The following is a 21,331-nucleotide window of genomic DNA, read 5'->3' as shown; positions in this document are numbered from 1 at the left end:
AGACCGAACCGCATTCGACCGGTGAAACTGAAAATGATGCAAAAGCGGGGCGCGGACGCGTCCAAAGCGAAGGAGGGAAATGATGTTCAACGCGTTGGTGGTTGAAAAGGATGAAGAAAGCGGCAAGGCGACAGCGTCGATCCAGCAATTGGGCGAAGATGCTCTGCCCAATGGCGAAGTGACCGTGGCCGTCGATTACTCGACCGTGAACTACAAGGACGGGCTGTGCCTGAGTTCCAGCGGTGGCGGTTTGGTGCGGAAATACCCGCACGTGCCGGGAATCGATTTTGCCGGAACGGTCGAGGGGTCATCCGACAGCCGCTACAAGCCCGGCGACAAGGTGGTGCTGACCGGCTGGCGCGTTGGCGAGGCGCATTGGGGCGGTTATTCGCAGAAGGCCAACGTGCTGGCGGATTGGCTGGTGCCGCTGCCCGACGGTTTGGACGCACGGCAGGCGATGGCGGTGGGCACCGCCGGTTTCACCGCGATGCTGGCCGTGATGGCGCTTGAGGATCATGGGCTGAAGCCGGGGCACGGCCCGGTTCTGGTGACCGGCGCGGCAGGTGGTGTGGGCTCGGTCGCGACCGCGATTCTGGCAAATCTCGGGTACGAGGTGGCAGGCGTTACCGGACGTCCCGAAACTGAGGACTATCTTCGGTCGCTTGGCGCGACCAAGATCGTCCCGCGCGACGAGCTGAACGAAACCACCAAGCGGCCCCTCGAAAGCGAGATCTGGGCCGGGTGTGTCGATGCCGTCGGCGGCGCGATGCTGGCGCGTGTTTTGGGGCAGATGAAATACGGGGCTTCGGTCGCCGCGGTGGGCTTGGCCGGAGGCGCGGCTCTGCCCGCGACTGTCATCCCGTTCCTGCTGCGGGGGGTGAACCTGCTTGGGATCGACAGCGTGATGCAGCCCTACGACAATCGCCTCCGCGCGTGGAAGCGCATCGCGACCGACCTGCCGATGGACAAGCTGGAATCGATGATCCAGCCCGCAAAGCTGAGTGACCTGCCCAAGCTGGGCGCAGACATCCTGCAAGGCAATGTCAAAGGCCGTGTCGTGGTTGACGTGAACGCCTGAACTATTTTACGGCGGCGAACCTGCCCGGGACAGCGACCGGGCAGGTCATGCGACGCTTGGAAAGAAATGGCGGAAAGCGCAAAAACTGTTCTCGCCATTGCCACATTTCCCAGCCAAGATTGCTATACATCCCATTTCCGATGGCTTATGACCCATCCGAACAGCACCTGACTACGGGGAGTGAGCAGCATGTCTGACGATTTCGAACTGGACACCGATGATCTCAAACGCCGCATGGATGGCGCGATGGCCAATCTGCGGACCGAATTTGCCTCGTTGCGGACCGGTCGGGCTTCGGCTTCGATGCTGGAGCCTATCATGGTGGACGCATATGGGTCGCCGACTCCGATCAACCAGGTTGGCACGGTCAACGTGCCCGAGCCGCGCATGGTTACTGTAAATGTGTGGGACAAGTCGTTGGTAGGTAAGGTGGAAAAAGCGATTCGCGAAAGCGGGCTTGGCATCAACCCTCAGCTCAACGGCACCATTATCATGCTGCCGATCCCCGAGTTGAACGAGGAACGCCGCCGCGAATTGACCAAGGTCGCCGGCCAGTATGCCGAACATGCCCGCGTCGCCATCCGCAACGTGCGCCGCGACGGGATGGACCAGGTCAAGAAGGCCAAGGCTGACGGCCTGTCCGAGGACGATCAGAAATACTGGGAAACCGAGGTTCAGGACCTCACGGACGAGATGATCAAGGCCGTCGACCAAGCGCTTGAGACCAAGCAAGCCGAAATCATGCAGGTTTGAGCGGCAATCATGCCCAACGACCCCAATATCCGGCCCCCGCTTGGCCCGCGCCACGTCGCCATCATCATGGACGGCAACGGTCGTTGGGCGCAGGCGCGCGGGCGGCCGCGGCTGTTCGGACACCACGCCGGCGCCCAACGCGTGCGCGAGGTGGTCGAAGCCTGTCCGTATTTGGGCATCAAGTACATGACGATATTCGCGTTTTCGACCGAAAACTGGAAACGGACCCAGGTCGAGGTGGCTGGGCTCATGAGCCTTTTCCGGCGCTATATTTCCAAGGAAACGCGTGCGCTGGCCGCCAACAACGTCCGCGTGCGCTTCATCGGCGATCGCGTGCGTCTTGACGCAAAGCTGGTCGAGCTGATGGATGCATTGGAGGCGCAGACCTGCGGCAATACCGGTGTCAACCTGACCGTGGCGCTGAACTATGGCGGGCGGGACGAGGTGGCGCGGGCGACCAAGCGGCTTGCGCTGGACGTGGCCGAAGGCAAACTCAAACCCGAAGACGTGGACGAGGAAACCCTGCCCAGATACCTCGATACTTGCGTGCTGCCCGATCCGGACCTGGTCATCCGCACCAGCGGCGAGGCGCGGATCTCGAATTTCCTGCTCTGGCAATCCGCCTACGCCGAATACGAGTTCATCGACACGCTTTGGCCCGACTTCACGGCCGCCGAGCTTGAGCAGTTGTGCCGCAACTTCGGAACTCGTGATCGGCGGTTCGGGATGGTCCCGGCATGAATGACGGGCGCTGGTCGGACCTGACGGCCCGGGTTGGCTCGGCTGTCGTTCTGGTTGCCATCGGCGCGATCGAGGTTTGGCTGGGAGGCCTGTGGTTCGAAAGCTTCATCGCCGTAGCCTGTGGCCTGATGATCTGGGAACTGGTCCGGATGGTCGATCCGGATCGCCGCGGCGTCGCTGTGCAGCTTTCGCTTTTGACTGCCTTTGCCGTGCTGCTGAGCTATCATGTGCCTTCCGTTTTCACGCTTCCCATCTTGCTCGCGCCTGCGCTGGTGGGGGCGGGGCAGGTGACCCGGCATCGAGGGATCTACGTCGTTTTCGCCGTCTGGATCGCCGCGGCGGGGCTGGGTTTCATATCCATACGCGAGTCCATGGGTTTCGGCTGGATGGTGTGGCTGATTTCCGTGGTGGTGGCGACTGATGTTGCCGGGTATTTCGCGGGCAAGACCTTTGGCGGCCCAAAATTCTGGCCGAAAGTCAGCCCCAAGAAAACATGGTCCGGAACCGCCGGCGGCTGGATTGCGGCCGCTCTGGTGGGGGCCGGCTTTGCGGTCTATGCCGGTTTCGGCTTTGCCTTGGTCCTGGTATCCGTGCTGACCTCGATGGCAAGCCAAGCCGGGGATATTGCCGAAAGCGCCGTCAAGCGCAAACTGGGGGTCAAGGACAGTTCGAACCTGATCCCAGGCCACGGCGGTTTCCTCGACCGGTTTGACGGCATGATGGGCGCTGCCGTCTTCGTTCTGATCGCAGGGCTGATCTACGCGCCCGGGGCGATGTGATGCGCAAGGTTTCCATATTCGGCGCGACCGGTTCGATCGGTCAGAACACGATCGACCTGATTGCGCGTGACCCCTCGGCATATAACGTCGTGGCCCTGACCGGCGGGGCCAATGTAAGGCAGTTGGCCGAGGATGCGCGGCGTCTGGGTGCGGATTTGGCCGTGACCGCTTATGAGGACTGTCTCGGCGATCTGCGCGCCGCCCTTGCGGGCAGCGGTGTGGAGGCCGCTGCAGGGCAGACTGCTCTGATCGAGGCGGCAGCTCGACCGGCCGATTGGGTCATGTCTGCAATCGTCGGATCTGCCGGTCTGGCCCCCGGGATCGAAGCCTTGAAGCAGGGCGCGACGCTTGCCCTGGCCAACAAAGAGACACTGGTCTGCGCGGGAAAGTTGGTGCTGGAAACCGCCCGGCGGCATGGCGCCCGTTTGCTTCCCGTGGACAGCGAGCATTCGGCGGTGTTCCAGGCGCTGGCGGGCGAAGATATGGCGGCAGTGGAACGCATCATCATCACAGCCAGTGGCGGCGCTTTCCGCGACTGGCCGATCGAGGACCTGGCCCGGGCGACGGTCGAGCAGGCCTCGAGCCATCCCAACTGGAACATGGGGCAACGGATCACGATCGACAGCGCCTCAATGTTCAACAAGGCGTTGGAAGTCATAGAAACGTATGAGTTTTTCGGCATCGAGCCGGACGCTATCGAGGTGCTGGTTCATCCCGAATCCATGGTTCACGCGCTGGTCGGGTTCCGCGACGGGGCATTGATGGCGCATCTCGGGGCTCCGGACATGCGCCATGCCATCGGCTATGCGCTGCACTGGCCCGATCGGCGCGATCTGCCGGTGGAGCGGCTGGATCTGGCCAAGCTGGGGCAACTGCACTTCCGGACCCCTGACGAGCGGCGCTATCCGGCACTTCGACTGGCCCGCGAGGTCATGGCGCGGGGTGGTTTGGCAGGGGCTGCCTTCAACGCCGCAAAGGAACGCGCGCTGGATCTGTTCCTGGAACGAAAGATCGGGTTTCTGGACATGGCGCATAGCGTCGAGGCCGTTCTGGACCGTTTCGAAGCGGCCAGCGGGCTGCTTGATGTGGCGATGACACTTGATAACGTTCGGGAAACGGACCATCTGGCACGTAAGTGGGTGGATGAAACCGTGATCAAACGAGCAGGGTAAGTACTTGGATATCATATCACTGATCCCGGAATTCGGCGGTCTTCTCTACACCATCGCCGCATTCGTGGTGGCCCTGTCGGTCATCGTGGCCGTGCATGAATACGGTCACTACATCGTCGGCCGGTGGTCCGGTATCCATGCCGAGGTGTTTTCCATAGGCTTCGGACCGGTCCTGTGGAGCCGAACCGACAAACGCGGCACCCGTTGGCAGATCGCCGCCCTGCCGTTCGGCGGCTACGTCAAGTTCCTGGGCGACGCCAATGCCGCCTCGGGCAAGGACGGCGAGACGATGGCCGAAATCTATGACCGCGATCCCGAAGATCTGCGTCACACCATGCACGGCGCCCCGCTCTGGGCGCGCACGGCCACGGTTGCTGCCGGTCCCATCTTCAACTTCGTGCTGTCCATCATCGTGTTCGGGCTGATCTTCTGGAGCCAAGGTCAGGCCAAGGAACCCTTGACGGTTGGCGAGCTTTTTTCCTTGCCCGGTTCGGTACAGGAACTGCAGGAAGGCGATGAGATCATTGCAATCGAAGGGGTTCCTACCCCGGATTTTGACGAGGATGAAACATGGTCCGATTTCGTGGATGCATTGCCCGTACAACCGTCGCTGGACTACACGGTTCGTCGCGATGGGCAGGAACTGACCGCGGCAGGGCCATGGCTGTTTCCGCCGCTGATCCAGCAAATCGCGCCGCGCAGCGCCGCCATGGATACGGGATTGGAGGCAGGTGATGTCATCGTTGCGATCGATGATGAACCAATCTTTGCGTTCTCGCAGCTAAAGGACAAGGTCGAGTCCTCGGACGGCCGTCCGTTGCTGCTCGACGTTTGGCGCGACGGGGCGGAGCTTGAGTTCGCGCTGGCCCCGCGCCGCACCGACGAACCCAGGCCCGAGGGCGGATTTGTCACGCATTGGCGCATCGGCATCATCGGCGGCATGGCGCTGGAGCCGGCGACCGAACCGACCGGTCTGGGAACCGCCCTGTCCGGGGGAGTCGCGCAGACTTGGCGGATCATCGAAGGCTCGCTGTCCGGGATCTGGCACATGATCACGGGTGCGATCAGCACCTGCAACATCTCCGGTCCGATCGGCATCGCCGAAACTTCGGGCGCGATGGCGAGCCAAGGAGCGCAGAGTTTTGTCTTCTTTATTGCCGTCCTGTCGGCTGCGGTCGGATTGCTGAATCTGTTCCCCATTCCAGCGCTGGATGGCGGGCATCTGCTTTTCTATGCCTACGAAGCGGTGGCCGGAAAGCCGCCCAGCGACGCGGTGTTGCGGGTGCTGATGGCGGTCGGGATCACCCTGATCCTGTCGCTGATGGTGTTTTCGCTCAGCAACGACCTTTTCTGCTGATCGCGTGGGGGCGCAAGCCCGCGAGCCGTCAAAGTCTCGCCATATTTGCTTGGTAGGTTTGCTGCAAATTGGAACCTCACAAGCGATTGCGGACCAGAAAGTGATGCTGAGTACACTTCAACACTCCTACCGTGGCCTGAGCCTGTTGATGACCCTGAATTGGGACCGTTTCCTGAGCGTGGCAGCCATCGCGATTGCACTGACCGCAGGGGCCTATGTGCTGACCCTGTGATTCCCGGATTGACCTGAGGTTCATCGCTGCGCGGCCCATCGGGCCGCGTTGTTGTTTTGCGCTTTTGACAACCTACTGCAATGTCGGTACTCAACTTCTAAAGTCTGAGGAAATTTGGGTAGAGACAAAAATGACTGACAGGCGAGGCGCGGGCACATCCTGCGGTTACGGCGCACCGAAGGCCTACATTTTGTGGCAATCAGCGGTGGCCTTTTTCTTTTTCTTTGCAACGGTTTTTCTGGTCACGCCGCAGCCGGCACATGCGCAGAGCTACACCTTCAACACGGTGCAGGTCGAAGGCAACCAGCGTATCGAAACCGCGACCATCCTGGCCCGAATGGGAATCGAACGCGGCAAGCCGGTTAGTGCGGGGGAATTGAACGACGCCTATCAGCGACTGCTTGACAGTGGTGTTTTTGAAACAGTCGAGTTGACGCCGCGAGGCAATACGCTGGTCGTTGCGGTGTCGGAATACCCGACAATCAACAGGATCAGCTTCGAGGGCAACCGCCGCGTCAAGGACGAGGTGTTGCAGGAAGCCATCGGGTCACAGTCGCGCCGCGTCTTCACGCCCGAGCAGGCTGAAAAGGACGCCAACCTCGTGGCCGAGATCTACTCGGCACAAGGACGCGTCGCGGCGACCGTCGTGCCGCGCATCATCCGCCGCAGCGAGAACCGCGTCGATCTGGTCTTCGAGATTTCCGAGGGCACCACGATCGAGATCGAGCGCGTCAGCTTTGTCGGCAACCGGGCATTCTCGGACCGCCGGCTGCGGCAGGTGCTGGAGACCAAGCAGGCCAACATCCTGCGGACCTTCCTGCGGTCGGACACGTTCATCGCCGACAGGATCGAGTTCGACAAACAGGTGTTGCGCGATTTCTACCTGTCGCGCGGCTATGTCGATTTCCGCGTGAACAGCGCGAATGTCGAGTTCACGCGCGAGCGGGACGCCTTTTTCCTCGTCATGGATGTGACCGAAGGCCAGCAGTTCAAGTTCGGGCGGATCACAACCGTCAGCGAGATCCCAGGCGTGGATGCCGCGATCTATCAGAACGCGCTCAAAGTCAAACCGGGGGTGGTCTATTCGCCGTCGCTGGTGGAAAACTCGATCGCACGTCTGGAGCGTCTCGGACTAAAGCAGGGTGTCGATTTCCTCCGCGTGGAACCCCGCATCAAGCGGAACAACCGCGACTTGACCTTGGATGTCGAATTCGCACTGACCAAGGGACCGCGGATCTTTGTCGAACGCATCGACATCGAAGGCAACACCACGACGCTTGACCGCGTGATCCGCCGTCAGTTCGACTCGGTGGAAGGCGACCCGTTCAACCCCCGCGAAATCCGGCAGAGCGCCGAACGCATTCGCGCGCTGGGGTTCTTCGCGACCGCAGACGTCGAAACTCGGGAAGGGTCGTCGCCGAGCCAGGTTATCGTGGACGTGGACGTCGAGGAGCAGCCGACAGGGTCGCTCAGCCTCGGCGGCAGCTACTCGATTTCGGACGGTTTCGGTGTTGCCGTCGGTCTGCAGGAATCCAACTTCCTCGGCCGCGGACAGACCTTGGGCCTGACGCTTTCGACCGCGCAGGAAGCCGAACAGTACGTGATCAACTTCTCCGAGCCCTACCTGCTGGGCCGCAGACTACGGTTCGACATCGGCACTGGTCTGGCGACCCAGAACTCGAACTTTTCGTCCTATGACGTGAAGCGCGTGTTCTTCAATCCCGCGCTCACCTTCTCGACCGGCGAGTTGTCCTCGGTCCAGTTCCGCTACAACTGGCAAGACAGCGAAATGAAGGGCAGATCGAACGAGGTCAACGGGGCCGTCATCAGTTCGGAAATCGCGCAGGGCAAGCGGACGACCAGTTTGCTTGGCATTTCCTACACGTACGACAGCCGTCTGGGCGGGCTGAACCCCAATGCCGGCGTCCTGTTCGAGGTCGGAGTGGACGCTGCCGGGCTTGGCGGAGACAACGAGTTCATCAAGACGTCGGGTCGCGTGATCGGGCAGACGCGGGTACTGAACGAAGAGGTGACTCTGCGGGCCACTCTGGAAGCCGGGGCCCTGTCCTGGACCGGCAACGACTTCAGCCGCACCATCGACCGTTACCTTCTGGGTCCGAACACCTTCCGCGGTTTCGAGCCGGCGGGTCTTGGCCCGCGCGACCTTTCAGGTGGGCAGGACGATGCCATCGGCGGCAACTACTATTGGGTTACCCGGTTCGAAGCCGACTTCCCGCTGGGGCTGCCCGAAGAGTTGGGCCTGCGCGGTGGCGTGTTCTACGACGTCGGCAATCTCTGGGATCTGTCCGACGTGAACACGGCCGGCGGGAACATTGTTGGCGCTGATGGTTCGGTGCGGCACGTTCTTGGCCTTTCGCTGCTCTGGACCACAGGTTTCGGTCCGCTTCGGTTTAACTTCTCGAAGGCTCTCAAGAAGGAGAGCTTCGACAAGGAGCAGAGCTTCGACCTGACCATCCAGGCAAATTTCTGACACCAGATGGACATGCGTCTGTTGAGAAATCTGCGACAGGGCCCGCTTCGGGCCCTGTGCGTCTTTTTGGCCCTGATCGGACCCGTTCCGGCGTTGTCACAGCAACTTGGGCTGCCCGACGCGGCCATCCTCACGATCTCGAGCGACCGCCTTTTTGCCGGTTCGGCCTTCGGCCGGCGTGTCATCGATGAAATCGAATCCGAAGGGGCGGAACTGGCCGCCGAGAACGAGCGCATCGTGGCGGACCTCAGCCGGGAAGAGAAGGAACTGACCGAACAACGCGCGGAAATGACGCCCGAGGAGTTCCGCGAACTGGCCGATGCGTTCGACCGCAAGGTGCAAAGCCACCGTGAAGGGCAACGGGCCAAGCTGGAAGCCCTCGGTGCGCGCGGCGACGAGGCGCGTGGCGTGTTTCTCCGGTTGGCGAGGCCGATACTAGTCGACCTTTTGCGCGAATCCGGCGCCGGCGTCATCCTGGAGCGGTCGAGCGTGTTTCTCAGTTCGGACGCCACCGACATTACCGACATCGCCATTGCCCGCATCGACGCCGAAATAGGCGACGGCAAGGACCTGGAATAGCAGGACGGCAAACAGGCAAGCTTGCCCTTCCGTGGCGGGATTGTTAACCACTCAGAAAACACCATCCAGAACAGGAAAACCGCACGATGACCACGGAAACCAAGAGTGCCGACATTCAGCTGATTCAGCGGATCCTGCCGCACCGGTATCCGTTTCTGCTGGTCGACAAGGTGATCGAGATCAACGGCTACCACTCGGCCATCGGTATCAAGAACGTGACCATGAACGAGCCTCATTTTCAGGGCCACTTCCCTGGCACCCCGATCATGCCGGGCGTGACCATCATCGAGGCGATGGCGCAGACCGCCGGTGTGATGCTGGGGGTCGGGTTCGACGTGGTGGACACCGACCTGCTGATCTATTTCATGAACATCGACAAGTGCAAGTTCCGCCGAAAGGTGGTGCCCGGAGACGTGATGGAAATGCATATCGAAACGCTGCGCGGCAAGCCCGGCGGCAAGATCTTCAAGTTCAACGGCCGCGCGACCGTCGACGGGGAAGTCGCGGCCGAGGCCGAGTTCTCGGCGATGGTGGACTGGACACCGGAAAGCTGATCATGACGCAGATACATCCGAGTGCGATCATCGAAGACGGCGCGCAGATCGGGCAGGGCTGCGTGATCGGCCCGTTTTGCCATGTGGGATCCAGTGTTTCTTTGGGCGACAGGGTCGTGCTGAAATCGCATGTGGTCGTCACCGGAGAAACGACGATCGGTGAAGACAGCATTGTATTCAATTTTTCAGTGATCGGAGAAATTCCGCAGGATCTGAAATTCAAGGGCGAAAACACCCGGCTGGAAATCGGCAAGCGCAACCGCATACGCGAACACGTGACCGTCAATGCAGGGACCGAAGGCGGTGGCGGCGTCACCCGGATCGGCGATGACTGCCTGCTGATGGCGGGTGCGCATGTGGCCCATGACGTGCAGATCGGCAACCGGGTTATCATGGTGAACCATGCCGGTGCCGCAGGTCATTGCATCATCGAAGATGACGTGATCGTGGGTGGTCTGTCAGGCTTGCATCAATGGGTGCGCGTCGGGCGCGGAGCCATCATCGGCGCGTTGACCATGGTTGCCAACGACGTGATACCTTACGGGCTGGTGCAGGCGTCGCGCGGCGAATTGGACGGGTTGAACCTGGTGGGCCTCAAACGGCGGGGCGTATCGCGCGCCGACATCGCCGCATTGCGCGCGGCGTTCCGGGAGCTGTCCGAAGGCGAGGGGACCTTCATGGAGCGGGCCAGGCGCCTGGGCGAGGATAACGACAGCGAATATGTGCAGCGGATCGTCGATTTCGTTACTGGCGAGACGGACCGGTCCTTCTTGACGCCGAGGAAGTGATGCCATGCTGGCTCTGATCGCCGGAACCGGGGCATTGCCGGACGAACTCGTGGCGCGTTTGCCCGAACGCCCGCTGATCTGCGCGATGGAGGGATTCGAGCCGGACCGCCTGAAAGTGGACCGCGCCTTCCCGCTGGAACAACTCGGCAGTTTCATCGCCGACATCAAGTCGCGCGGAGTGGTCGAGGTCTGCATGGCGGGGGCGGTGCGCCGCCCGGTGATCGATCCAAACCGGATCGACGCGGAAACCCTTCCTCTGGTCCCGATCCTGAAGCGCGCGGTCATGTCCGGCGATGACGGAGCGCTGCGCGCGGTGATCGGCATATTCGAGGAAGCCGGGCTGACCGTCCGTGCCGCGCACGAGCTGGCCCCGGACATTCTGCCGCCGCTCGGCTGCTTGACGGACGCGCAACCCACCGAGGCGGATCTGGCGGATGCGCATCGCGGAGCGGGCATCCTGCGCGCGATGAGCGCGGCTGACGTCGGGCAAGCCTGCGTGGTGCTGCGCGGCCAGGCGCTGGCGATCGAAGGGGTCTTCGGAACGGCATGGATGCTGGAGTCGCTGACCCAACGGCCCGATGCCGGAGGCGGCGTCCTGTTCAAGGCGCCGAAGCCGGACCAGGACCGCCGTGCGGACTTGCCCACGATCGGGCCAAATACAGTGACTGCCGCCGTGGCGGCGGGGCTTTCCGGGATCGTGATAGAAAAGGGCGGTGTCATCGTGCTCGAACGCGACCGGGTGGTGGATGAATGCAATCGTCTCGGACTGTTCCTTCTTGTGCGGGAGCGCGCGGCCTGATGCGGGTGTTCCTTGTGGCCGGAGAACCTTCGGGCGACCGGCTGGGCGGGGCGCTGATGGAAGGGTTGAAGACCCTCGCGCCGGATGTCCGGTTCGACGGTGTCGGTGGGCCGCTGATGCAGGCGCAGGGGCTGGTCAGCCGGTTTCCCATGTCCGAGCTGACCGTCATGGGACTGATCGAAGTCCTGCCCAAGTATTTCCACCTCAAACGCCGCATCGCTGAGACGGCGCAGGCTGTTCTCGAAACCAGACCGGATGTTCTGATCACCATAGACAGCCCGGATTTTAGCCTGCGCGTGGCGAAGCTGGTCAAGGCGGCCAGTGGCATCCGCACGGTGCATTACGTGGCGCCCAGCGTCTGGGCCTGGCGTCCGGGTCGGGCCGACAAGATGGCGAAGGTCATCGACCATGTTCTGGCGCTTCTTCCTTTCGAGCCGCCCTACATGGAACGCGCCGGGATGGAATGCGATTTCGTCGGGCACCCGGTCGTCAACGAACCCCTAGCGAGCGTCGAGGAAAAGTCGCGCTTTCGCAGCGAGTTCGGGCTTGGGGATGCGCCGCTCTTGCTGGCCTTGCCCGGATCGCGGCGTGGCGAGGTCGAGCGGTTGGCCCCGGTATTCGGCGAGGCGCTCAGGATGCATCTGTCGCGGCATCCGGAAATGCGGGTGGTGGTGCCTGCCGTCGCTCATATCGCGGATCAGGTGGCGGAGCAGGTCCGCAATTGGCCGGGCGATCCGGTCGTCGTAGACCCGCGCGGTGTCGAACCTACTCTTGCAGCGGCGCACAAACGCGCCGCCTTCGGGGCGGCCGATCTGGCGCTGGCCGCCTCGGGAACGGTGTCATTGGAACTCGCCGCACAGGCAACGCCGATGGTGATTTCCTACAAGCTGAACTGGCTCACCCAGAAGATGGCCGAACGGTTGGTCAAGCTGGATACGGTGACGCTGGTCAATCTGGTCAGCGACACGCGAGCAGTGCCGGAATGCCTGGGGCCGGAATGCGTGCCGGACAAGATCGCGGCCCGGCTGGCCGAGGTGCAGGCAAATCCCGAGACTCAGACCGAGGCCATGCGCGTGACGATGGAGCGGTTGGGGCGAGGCGGTGAATCCCCCGGTTTGCGGGCTGCCCAAGCGGTGTTGGACCGTATGCCGGGCAGAAATGCTTGATCATCTTCTTTTCTTGTTTTCCGCGGGTACTGCCCAGGTTCTGACCAACCTCGACAATATGGCGGCATTGGCCGTAACGATGCTGGTCGTTGGGCGCGCAAAGGCAGTCGGTGGGTTTGCACTGGCACAACTCTTGGTGATTTCGGCGTCGCTTGCGGCGGCTGCCGAAATCAGTGGCGCAATACCCTCATGGACCGGGTACTTGGGTGTAATCCCGTTGACCTTGGGGGCTTGGGGAATCTGGCGGCAGTTTGCCCGGCAGCCGGAGTCCATGCCTGCGCCCACGTCAAAGGGTTCGGTATTCGTGATCGCGGCCATGTTCCTTGGTATGTCGGTGGACAGTTTTGCGGTCATGGCGCCGCTGCTGGCGGATTCGACGCCAAGTTACCGATTTGCCGGTTTTCTGGGGGCATCCCTAGCCGCCGCAGGATTGGCGGCGCTGGCCATGTTGGGTGCGCAGGCTTCTTTCCTTGCCGGGAAATGGGCGGGACGACTGGAAAAGTTGGGCCCGTTCGTCATGGTCTTTGCCGGGCTCTACATCCTCAGCAATTCGGGTACCGACGCTATTCAGTAGCCGCGCCAGATCCAGCCGCCGCCGAAGATGCGGCTGCCGCCGGTTTCGTAGAATACGCAAGCCTGTCCCGGCGAAACCCCTTCTTCCGGTGTCAGCAACTCGACTTCGGCCGTGGTGTCCGACAGGGGGCGGACAACTGCTTCGCGCGGCGGGCGGGTCGAACGGACCTTGACAGAAAGGTGCCATTCCGGCCGGCTTGTGAACGGTTCGTCACCAAGCCAGTTGATCTCGCGCACGGGCACGGTGCGGGTGGCCAGCATCTCCTTGGGGCCGACCACGACCTGCTGGCGGTCAACGTCCAGCTTGACCACGTAGAGCGGTTCGCTGAGACCGCCTATGCCCAGGCCCCGGCGCTGGCCGATCGTGTAGTGGATCACGCCGTCATGCGCGCCCAGAACACGGCCATCCGCATGAACGATCTCGCCCGGCTCCGCAGCGCCGGGGCGCAGTTTCTCGATCACGCTGGCATAATTGCCATTTGGTACAAAGCAGATGTCCTGACTGTCCGGCTTGTCCGCCACGGCAAGCCCGTATTGCGCCGCCAACACGCGGGTCGCGCCCTTCGAAGGCAGGTGGCCCAGCGGAAAACGCAGGTAGTCCAGTTGCTCTGGCGTGGTCGAAAACAGGAAATAGGACTGGTCGCGGTTGGCGTCTTCGGCGCAGTGCAACTCTGGCCCGTTCGGCCCCAGCTTGCGCTGGATGTAATGTCCGGTCGCCATGCAGTCCGCCTCGAGATCCTTGGCGGTCCCCAGCAGGTCCTTGAACTTGACCCGCTCGTTGCAGCGGATGCAGGGAACCGGTGTGGCGCCGGCCAGATAGCTGTCGGCGAACTCGTCGATCACCGCGTCCTTGAAGATGTTCTCGTAGTCCAGGACATAGTGGGGAAAGCCCCGCTCTTCGGCCACGCGACGCGCGTCATGGATATCGATCCCGGCGCAGCAGGCGCCCTTCTTGGCCAATGCCGCGCCGTGGTCGTAAAGCTGCAGGGTGACGCCCACCACGTCGTAACCCTGATCGGCCAGGTAGGCGGCGACGACGGAACTGTCCACGCCGCCGGACATGGCGACGACCACCCGCGTTTCCGAGGGCGGTTTGGCGAAGCCGAGCGAGTTCAGCGGTGTCTCGGTATCGAGGGCCATTTGTGCGGATCCTGTCCGGGTTAACGAAGACCGGCAGAATATAGGAAAATCCTAGACACTCTCAAGGGGCGGTTTCACCCCGCCTTAAGATGCGGGCGACCAGCGTGCAGAAGCGTAAAATGAGGAGCGGGAGATGTATTTGCACAAGGTTGATGGCCCGCGGTCGGTCACACTTCCGGACGGTTCCATCCTGTCGCGCGCAGATCTGCCCCCTGAAGGTACACAACGGTGGGTTGCGTCCAGAAAGGCGGCTGTGGTCAAGGGAGTGCTTTACGGATTGCTGACGTTGTCCGAAGCCAAGCAAAGGTATGGCCTCAGCGATGAAGAGTTCAACGCCTGGGCATCGGCCGTTGTCGATCACGGAGAAAACGCGCTGAAGGTGACGTGGTTGAAAAAATATCGACAACCTTAAGTTGATGGGAAATAACTCAATTATCGGTAACGTCAGGTTAACCATTCTTGGTCAGGCTCGATACGAAACCGGAACATTGCAAAGTGGAGACTTGAGATGCGCATACTTCTTGTCGAGGATGATCCGACCACGTCAAAAAGCATCGAGTTGATGCTGACCCATGCCAACCTGAACGTCTATGCGACCGATCTGGGCGAAGAGGGGATCGACCTGGCCAAGCTGTACGACTATGACCTGATCCTGCTGGATTTGAACTTGCCGGACATGACCGGGCATGAGGTGCTGCGGCAATTGCGGATCGCGAAGATCGAAACGCCGATTCTGATCCTTTCCGGAGCGGATGACACCGAAAGCAAGATCAAGGGGTTCGGATACGGCGCGGACGACTATCTGACCAAGCCATTCCACCGCGAGGAACTGGTTGCGCGCATTCACGCCATCGTGCGCCGTTCAAAGGGGCATTCCCAGTCGATCATCCGGACCGGGCGCATCGCGGTCAACCTGGATGCAAAAACGGTCGAGGCCGACGGTCAGCCGGTGCATCTGACCGGCAAGGAATACCAGATGCTGGAGCTGCTGAGCCTGCGCAAGGGAACCACGCTGACCAAGGAAATGTTTCTGAATCATCTCTATGGCGGCATGGATGAACCGGAACTCAAGATCATCGACGTATTCATCTGCAAGCTGCGCAAAAAGCTGAGCAACGCGACGGGCGGCGAGAACTATGTCGAGACGGTCTGGGGCCGCGGCTATGTTCTTCGCGAGCCGCAGCCAACCACGGCGAATGAACCCCGAATGGCCATCGGAGCCTGACCCTATCGACGAAGGCCGCCACGGGTCCGGGGCGGCACTGCCACTCACGGCAAGGGAACATCTGGACCTGCACATGGCCTCGCCCTATCACTGGTGTTCAAGATCGAGCGACAGGGCGGGGCCATGAACGACACCATTCCGGCGGACAAACTGACCGAAGCCCAGGCACGGGAGGAACTGGCCCGGTTGGCAGAGGAGATTCTGCGGGCCAACGAACTCTATCACACCGCCGACGCGCCCGAGATTTCAGACGCCGAATACGACGCGCTCAAGCGCCGCAATGCCGAGATCGAAGCGCGTTTTCCGCATCTGAAACGCAGCGACAGCCCCTCGGAGCAGGTCGGTGCCCGCCCGGGCGAAGGGTTCGCCAAGGTCACCCATGTGGTCCGCATGATGTCACTGGGCAATGCCTTCGACGAAGAGGATGTGGCGGATTTCGACAGGTCGGTGCGCAAGTACCTCGGGCTCGATTCTATGGTGCCATTGGCTTATTCGGCCGAGCCCAAGATCGACGGGCTGTCCTTGTCCCTGCGCTATGAAAACGGAGTTCTGGTTCAGGCCGCAACCCGCGGCGACGGCGAGGTGGGCGAGAACGTCACCGCCAATGCCCGCACCCTTTCGGACATCCCGGATCGGATCGATGGTGCGCCGAACGTGCTGGAAGTGCGCGGTGAGGTCTATATGTCCCACGCGGATTTCGAGGCGCTGAACAAACGGCAGGCCGAGACGGGTGGAAAGCTGTTCGCGAATCCCCGCAACGCGGCCGCCGGATCCTTGCGCCAGCTTGACGCGGAGATCACCCGCTCTCGCCCGCTGCGCTTTTATGCATATTCCTGGGGCGAGGTCTCGGAGCCGCTCGGTAAATCCCAGATCGAAGCTATCGACCGCCTGCGTGGTTTAGGTTTTCAGACCAACCCCCTGACGCGGCTTTGCAATACCCTGAACGAAATGATGGCGCATTACCGCGAGATCGAAGCACAGCGGGCCACTCTCGGCTATGATATCGACGGTGTCGTCTACAAGGTCAACGACTTGTCGCTGCAGGCGCGGCTTGGGTTCCGCTCGACCACGCCCCGCTGGGCGATCGCGCACAAGTTCCCGGCCGAACTGGCCTGGACCCGGCTGGAAGCCATCGACATTCAGGTCGGCCGCACCGGCGCGCTCAGCCCGGTCGCGCGGCTGTCGCCCGTGACGGTAGGCGGTGTCGTGGTGTCCAACGCTACCCTGCACAACGAGGATTACATCGCGGGGCGGGATGCCAAGGGCGGCGCGATCCGTGGCGGCAAGGACATCCGTGTCGGCGACTGGGTCCAGGTCTATCGCGCCGGAGACGTCATCCCCAAAGTCGCGGATGTGGACCTGTCGAAACGTCCCGCTGACGCCGAACCCTATGTCTTTCCGATACAGTGCCCCGAATGCGGCAGCGACGCGATCCGCGAAGAGGGTGATGCGGTTCGGCGCTGCGCCGGCGGCGTGATCTGTCCGGCGCAGGCGGTCGAGAAACTCAAGCATTTCGTGTCGCGAAAAGCCTTCGATATCGAGGGGCTGGGCGCCAAGCAGATCGAGATGTTCTACGACGACCCGGACCTGCCGGTGAAGACGCCGGCGGATATCTTCACACTGCAGGAACGGGACGCGGCCAACCTGACGAAGCTCGCGAACCGCAAGGGCTGGGGTCCGCAGAGCGCCGCCAACCTGTGGGCCGCTATTGATGAAAAGCGCACGATCCCACTAGGGCGGTTGTTGTTTGCCTTGGGAATCCGACACGTCGGCGAGGCGGCCTCGAACCTTATCGCCAATCACTACGGCACCTGGGAGGAGTTCGAGCGCAGCATAACCGCGGCGGCCGGATGCGAAGGGCCGGAATGGGAAACGCTGCTGAGCATCGACGGCGTGGGCGAGGTCATGGCGCGCGCCTTGGTTTCGGCATTCGCGCAGGAGGCCGAGCGCCAGAGCATCGATGCGCTTGTGGCGCAGTTGAAAGTCGAGGAGGCCAGGCGGCCGGATACGACGGGCAGCCCGGTCGCCGGCAAGACCATCGTGTTCACCGGTTCCCTGGAAAAGATGACGCGCGCCGAAGCCAAGGCGCGGGCCGAGGCTTTGGGGGCCAAGGTGTCGGGGTCCGTCAGCAAGAACACCGATCTGGTCGTGGCTGGTCCCGGCGCAGGTTCCAAGGCCAAGAAGGCGGCTGAGCTGGGCGTCGAGACCATGGACGAAGATGGCTGGCTGCAGCTGATCGGACAGGCATGAAGGGCAGGCCAGAACAGCTTTTCCCGCTATTTGCCGGGCTCGAAACGCTTGAGGGTGTGGGACCCAAGACGGCTCAACTGCTGGGGCAGCTCGAGATCGAAACGCCGCGCGACGTTTTGTTCTCGCTCCCGTACGCAGTGGTGGACCGGCGGCGGCGCGACACCATCAAGGGCGCTGAAATCCCGTCTACGCTGACGGTCGAAGTGACCGTGGGCGCGCACCGCCCGCCGCGTACCAAGGGCGGCGCCTACCGTGTTCATGTCGAGGATTCGCAGGCCGATTTCCAACTGGTCTTTTTTCACGCCCGTGGCGACTACCTGAAAAAGGTATTGCCGCAAGGTGCCCGGAGCGTGGTCTCTGGCAAGCTGGAACTGTTCGACGGCATGGCCCAGATGGTGCATCCGGATCACATGCTGCCGGTCGAGGAGGCCGTTGACATCCCGGAGTTCGAGCCGGTCTATCACCTGACTCAGGGCGTGACGCAAAAAACGGCCTACAAGGCGGCGCAAAGTGCGCTTGCACGCGCGCCCGGGCTGGCGGAGTGGATAGATCCGGCACTTGTGGCGCGCGAAGGCTGGACCGACTGGCGCTCGGCGATCCAAACGGCGCACTCGCCGCGGGGGCTTGATGACGTGGCTTTTTCGGCACCGGCCCGGGCTCGGCTGGCCTATGACGAATTATTCGCACACCAACTGACGTTGGCAATCGCACGACAGCGCGAACGCAGGGCGCGCGGCATCGTCAGCGTCGGAACCGGGGCGTTGCAGTCCCGTGTTTTGGCCAACCTGCCATACCGACCAACTGCAGCGCAGGTCCGGGCGATCGAGGAAATCGCGGCCGACATGGCGTCGGAGGCGCGGATGAACCGGCTGCTGCAGGGCGACGTTGGTGCTGGCAAGACGCTTGTGGCTTTCATGGCGCTTTTGGTCGCGGTCGAAGCGGGCGGGCAGGGGGTGATGATGGCGCCCACGGAAATCCTTGCCCGCCAGCATCTCGAAGGGCTGCGGCCGCTGGCCGAGGAGGCGGGCGTCGTTCTAGAATTGCTGACCGGTCGGGACAAGGGCGCAGAACGCAAGGCGAAACTCGCCGCATTGAAGCGCGGCGACATTCACATTCTGGTCGGTACGCACGCCGTGTTTCAAAGCGACGTGGAATTCCGCGAACTGCGCCTTGCCGTCGTCGACGAACAGCACCGCTTTGGCGTTCGCCAGCGGATGGAACTGGCTGAGAAGGGTGTCGCTGCGGATGTTCTGGTGATGACGGCCACGCCGATCCCACGCAGCCTGGCGCTGGCGCAATATGGCGACATGGACGTGTCGGTGCTGGATGAGAAGCCGCCGGGGCGCAAGCCGATCAAGACGGCAATCGTCAGCACGCAGCGCATGGACGAGGTCGTGGCGCATCTGCGGCGTGCGATCGAAGAAGGGCGCCAGTGCTATTGGGTCTGCCCGCTGGTCGACGAATCCGAGGTTTCCGACCTGACCGCCGCCGAAGAAAGGTTCAAGCATTTGCGGGCGGTCCTCGGCGAAGGTGTCGTCGGCCTTGTCCACGGTCAGATGCCGCCCGCCGAGAAGGATGCGGCGATGGCCGCTTTCCAGTCCGGTGAGACACAGGTTCTGGTCGCCACCACGGTTATCGAGGTTGGTGTCAATGTCCCCAACGCCACGATCATGGTGATCGAGCGGGCCGAGATCTTTGGTCTGGCGCAGTTGCACCAGTTGCGCGGCCGGGTGGGGCGGGGCGATGCCGATTCGACTTGCCTGCTGATGTATCAGCCGCCGCTCAGCGAAGGTGGGCGGAGGCGGCTTGAAGTTCTGCGCGAAACCGAAGACGGATTCCGTATTGCCGAAACCGACCTTGAAATGCGGGGCGCAGGCGACCTGATCGGGACCGCGCAGTCGGGGCTGCCTAAATTCCGCATTGCCGATCTTGAGCGCCAGGCCGGGTTGATGGCCGTGGCCCAGACCGACGCGCGGTCCCTGCTTGCCTCGGATCCCAAGCTGGCCTCGGAACGGGGAAGGGCTGCCCGCGTACTGTTGTGGCTGATGAAGCAGGATCAGGCGATCCGTTTGATTTCAGTAGGTTAAGGTGTCGGAACGCAAAAAGTTCACAAATGTTCTTAAAAAGTTCTTTACAGATGCGGCGAGAAATGAGAACAAAAGGTCAACAAAGGCTTAATTCCTGACCGGAGGTGAGACCATGCTGACCCAGATCAAGACCGCGCTTGTTCGTTCGCAGAAGACGTTGCTGCAGGATACGGTGGGCGCCGCATCGCTGGTGGTCATGCTGATGGTCGCTCTCCATCTGCCCACAGTGTTCTGAGCCATTCTGCCTGCGGTCTCGCGCCGGCCTGCCAGCATCGCCTGTCCCATCTGATGCAAGGGTGACCTGCCTTTCCCAAGACCCTTGAGGGGCCCTGCCTCGGCCCCGCCTGGCCAACCGGATCCCTCGCGAGACCCGCGCAAACTGCCGCCGCTCTCTCCGCCCGGGAGGAGCGGCGGTTTTTTCACAACTGACCGGTCTTGAAAATGTCGAGCAATGCCGACAGGACCGAATTCGCCGCGACCGACGCCAGGATCATACCCATGACCCGGCTGATGATGGCCGAGCCGGCATGGCCAATGAGACGTATGATCGGATCGGCGAGCAACATCATGACGAAAGCGGTGGCGATGACGGCCAGCATGACGATTGCGGTGATGCTTTGGTGCGCAATACTGAAATGGTCGTTGTCGGTCAGCAGGACGACCGCGAGCATCGCTCCGGGCGACGCGAGGGACGGCACGGCCAGCGGAAAGATCGCCGGATTTGGCTTGTCCGCGTCCTGGGCCGTTTCCTCCTCAGTCTGGCGCCGGTCCGATTCCGGTTTGCTCTCGCCAAAGATCATGGTGAGCGCGAACAGGAAAAGGATGATTCCGCCTGCTACCTGGAAGGAATTAAGGCCGATATCCAGCGCGTCGATGAGCAACTGGCCCAGGACCAGAAAGAACATCAGTACACCGGCACTTACCAGCGCGGCCTGAAAAGCGGTGCGGCGACGTGCCGAGGCATCCATTGTCGCAGTTACGGCAATGAAAACCGGAACGGTTCCGATCGGATCAATCACGACCCACAGGGTGACAAAGGCTTCCAACAGATCGGCCAAATCGGGCTCCCAGACTTTGTTGCGAGCCTAAGCTGAATGACCGAAAAAAGCCATGTTCAGGCGCAGTTGGCCTGTTCCGCCTGTTCCATGGCTTCGGCGGTCGCTTCGAGCGACAGCAGGATCGAGGCATGGCGATTCTTGTAGTCACGGGCCGGCATCAGCACTTCGAGCCCGTCGAAAGGCGCATCCGGGGCGGGTCCGCCCTGTTTCAGCATCGACTTGAGTTGGTCGCGGGCGGTTTCCACCTGTTGCAGGGTGGCGCCGACGACCGCGCTGCCCACCACCGAAGCCGAGGCCTGGCCGAGCGCACAGGCCTTGACGTCCTGCCCGAACTCGGAAATCCGGCCGTCCTGAATTTTGACATCGACGGTCACTGTCGAACCGCAGAGAGGCGAGCGTTTCTTGACCGTGGCGTCCGGGTTTTCCAGCCGGTCGAGATGCGGGATATCAGCCGCAAGTGCGAGGATACGGCTGGAATATAGCTTGATCAGATCGGTCTCGCCGGACAT

22 protein-coding genes are annotated in these 21,331 nt (G+C 62.1%); 19 read left to right on the top strand and 3 right to left on the bottom strand.

Annotated elements, in window-relative coordinates:
• Positions 1–82: 82 nt before the first annotated feature.
• From acuI to FGK63_RS06425, 14 genes are all read left to right on the top strand, one after another.
• Positions 83–1,078 (top strand): acryloyl-CoA reductase, encoded by a 996-nt coding sequence (acuI, locus tag FGK63_RS06485; protein WP_138840794.1) that lies wholly within the window; start codon positions 83–85, stop codon positions 1,076–1,078.
• A 189-nt stretch (positions 1,079–1,267) separates the two neighbouring features.
• Complete coding sequence (gene frr, locus FGK63_RS06480) at positions 1,268–1,831, top strand: ribosome recycling factor (RefSeq protein ID WP_138840793.1); 564 nt, start codon at positions 1,268–1,270, stop codon at positions 1,829–1,831.
• Between the two features lie 9 nt (positions 1,832–1,840).
• Entirely contained in the window at positions 1,841–2,572 is a 732-nt protein-coding gene (locus FGK63_RS06475) for an undecaprenyl pyrophosphate synthase (RefSeq protein ID WP_138840792.1), read from the top strand.
• On the top strand, positions 2,569–3,351 hold the full coding sequence (locus FGK63_RS06470; RefSeq protein ID WP_138840791.1) for a phosphatidate cytidylyltransferase: 783 nt from the start codon (positions 2,569–2,571) through the stop codon (positions 3,349–3,351). The genes FGK63_RS06475 and FGK63_RS06470 overlap by 4 nt, the downstream gene beginning before the upstream one ends.
• Positions 3,351–4,523 carry a 1-deoxy-D-xylulose-5-phosphate reductoisomerase gene (dxr, locus tag FGK63_RS06465; protein ID WP_138840790.1) on the top strand — a complete coding sequence of 391 codons (1,173 nt, stop codon included), beginning with the start codon at positions 3,351–3,353 and terminating at the stop codon, positions 4,521–4,523. The genes FGK63_RS06470 and dxr overlap by 1 nt, the downstream gene beginning before the upstream one ends.
• Before the next feature lie 4 nt (positions 4,524–4,527).
• Complete coding sequence (gene rseP / locus FGK63_RS06460; RefSeq protein ID WP_138840789.1) at positions 4,528–5,880, top strand: RIP metalloprotease RseP; 1,353 nt, start codon at positions 4,528–4,530, stop codon at positions 5,878–5,880.
• Positions 5,881–5,983: 103 nt separating this feature from the next.
• Positions 5,984–6,112: a hypothetical protein gene (locus FGK63_RS21110; protein ID WP_281282111.1), complete on the top strand. Its 129-nt coding sequence runs from the start codon at positions 5,984–5,986 to the stop codon at positions 6,110–6,112.
• Between the two features lie 130 nt (positions 6,113–6,242).
• On the top strand, positions 6,243–8,603 hold the full coding sequence (gene bamA / locus FGK63_RS06455) for an outer membrane protein assembly factor BamA (RefSeq protein WP_138840788.1): 2,361 nt from the start codon (positions 6,243–6,245) through the stop codon (positions 8,601–8,603).
• 6 nt (positions 8,604–8,609) lie between these two features.
• Complete coding sequence (locus FGK63_RS06450; protein ID WP_246043967.1) at positions 8,610–9,182, top strand: OmpH/Skp family outer membrane protein; 573 nt, start codon at positions 8,610–8,612, stop codon at positions 9,180–9,182.
• Positions 9,183–9,268: 86 nt separating this feature from the next.
• Complete coding sequence (fabZ, locus tag FGK63_RS06445; protein WP_138840786.1) at positions 9,269–9,736, top strand: 3-hydroxyacyl-ACP dehydratase FabZ; 468 nt, start codon at positions 9,269–9,271, stop codon at positions 9,734–9,736.
• A 2-nt stretch (positions 9,737–9,738) separates the two neighbouring features.
• Entirely contained in the window at positions 9,739–10,524 is a 786-nt protein-coding gene (gene lpxA / locus FGK63_RS06440; protein ID WP_138840785.1) for an acyl-ACP--UDP-N-acetylglucosamine O-acyltransferase, read from the top strand.
• A gap of 4 nt (positions 10,525–10,528) precedes the next feature.
• On the top strand, positions 10,529–11,323 hold the full coding sequence (locus FGK63_RS06435) for an LpxI family protein (RefSeq protein WP_138840784.1): 795 nt from the start codon (positions 10,529–10,531) through the stop codon (positions 11,321–11,323).
• A complete protein-coding gene (gene lpxB, locus FGK63_RS06430) occupies positions 11,323–12,489 on the top strand; it encodes a lipid-A-disaccharide synthase (protein ID WP_138840783.1) in 1,167 nt (388 codons plus the stop codon). The genes FGK63_RS06435 and lpxB overlap by 1 nt, the downstream gene beginning before the upstream one ends.
• A complete protein-coding gene (locus FGK63_RS06425) occupies positions 12,482–13,063 on the top strand; it encodes a hypothetical protein (protein ID WP_138840782.1) in 582 nt (193 codons plus the stop codon). Before lpxB ends, FGK63_RS06425 begins: the two co-directional genes overlap by 8 nt.
• Here FGK63_RS06425 and mnmA read toward each other — a convergent pair.
• Entirely contained in the window at positions 13,057–14,202 is a 1,146-nt protein-coding gene (gene mnmA, locus FGK63_RS06420) for a tRNA 2-thiouridine(34) synthase MnmA (protein ID WP_138840781.1), read from the bottom strand. The two genes, FGK63_RS06425 and mnmA, sit on opposite strands and share 7 nt — an antisense overlap.
• Before the next feature lie 133 nt (positions 14,203–14,335).
• Between mnmA and sciP the strand changes: the two genes are divergently transcribed.
• From sciP to FGK63_RS21105, 5 genes are all read left to right on the top strand, one after another.
• Complete coding sequence (sciP, locus tag FGK63_RS06415) at positions 14,336–14,614, top strand: CtrA inhibitor SciP (protein WP_138840780.1); 279 nt, start codon at positions 14,336–14,338, stop codon at positions 14,612–14,614.
• Between the two features lie 96 nt (positions 14,615–14,710).
• Positions 14,711–15,427: a response regulator transcription factor CtrA gene (ctrA, locus tag FGK63_RS06410; protein WP_138840779.1), complete on the top strand. Its 717-nt coding sequence runs from the start codon at positions 14,711–14,713 to the stop codon at positions 15,425–15,427.
• A 123-nt stretch (positions 15,428–15,550) separates the two neighbouring features.
• Positions 15,551–17,677 (top strand): NAD-dependent DNA ligase LigA, encoded by a 2,127-nt coding sequence (gene ligA, locus FGK63_RS06405; protein ID WP_138840778.1) that lies wholly within the window; start codon positions 15,551–15,553, stop codon positions 17,675–17,677.
• On the top strand, positions 17,674–19,764 hold the full coding sequence (gene recG, locus FGK63_RS06400) for an ATP-dependent DNA helicase RecG (RefSeq protein WP_138840777.1): 2,091 nt from the start codon (positions 17,674–17,676) through the stop codon (positions 19,762–19,764). The genes ligA and recG overlap by 4 nt, the downstream gene beginning before the upstream one ends.
• 112 nt (positions 19,765–19,876) lie before the next feature.
• Positions 19,877–19,999: a hypothetical protein gene (locus FGK63_RS21105; protein WP_281282108.1), complete on the top strand. Its 123-nt coding sequence runs from the start codon at positions 19,877–19,879 to the stop codon at positions 19,997–19,999.
• A gap of 184 nt (positions 20,000–20,183) precedes the next feature.
• On the opposite strand, the gene FGK63_RS06395 is transcribed toward FGK63_RS21105, so the two are convergent.
• A complete protein-coding gene (locus FGK63_RS06395) occupies positions 20,184–20,822 on the bottom strand; it encodes a MarC family protein (RefSeq protein ID WP_138840776.1) in 639 nt (212 codons plus the stop codon).
• Between the two features lie 56 nt (positions 20,823–20,878).
• Positions 20,879–21,331, bottom strand: coding sequence for an iron-sulfur cluster assembly scaffold protein (locus tag FGK63_RS06390; protein WP_138840775.1), 453 nt, complete (start codon positions 21,329–21,331; stop codon positions 20,879–20,881).

Origin of the sequence: Ruegeria sediminis (genome assembly GCF_005938215.1) — a bacterium.
Taxonomy (GTDB): domain Bacteria; phylum Pseudomonadota; class Alphaproteobacteria; order Rhodobacterales; family Rhodobacteraceae; genus Ruegeria; species Ruegeria sediminis.
The sequence above is the reverse complement of the archived record's forward strand: the minus strand, read 5'-3'. Positions and strand labels throughout refer to the sequence as shown.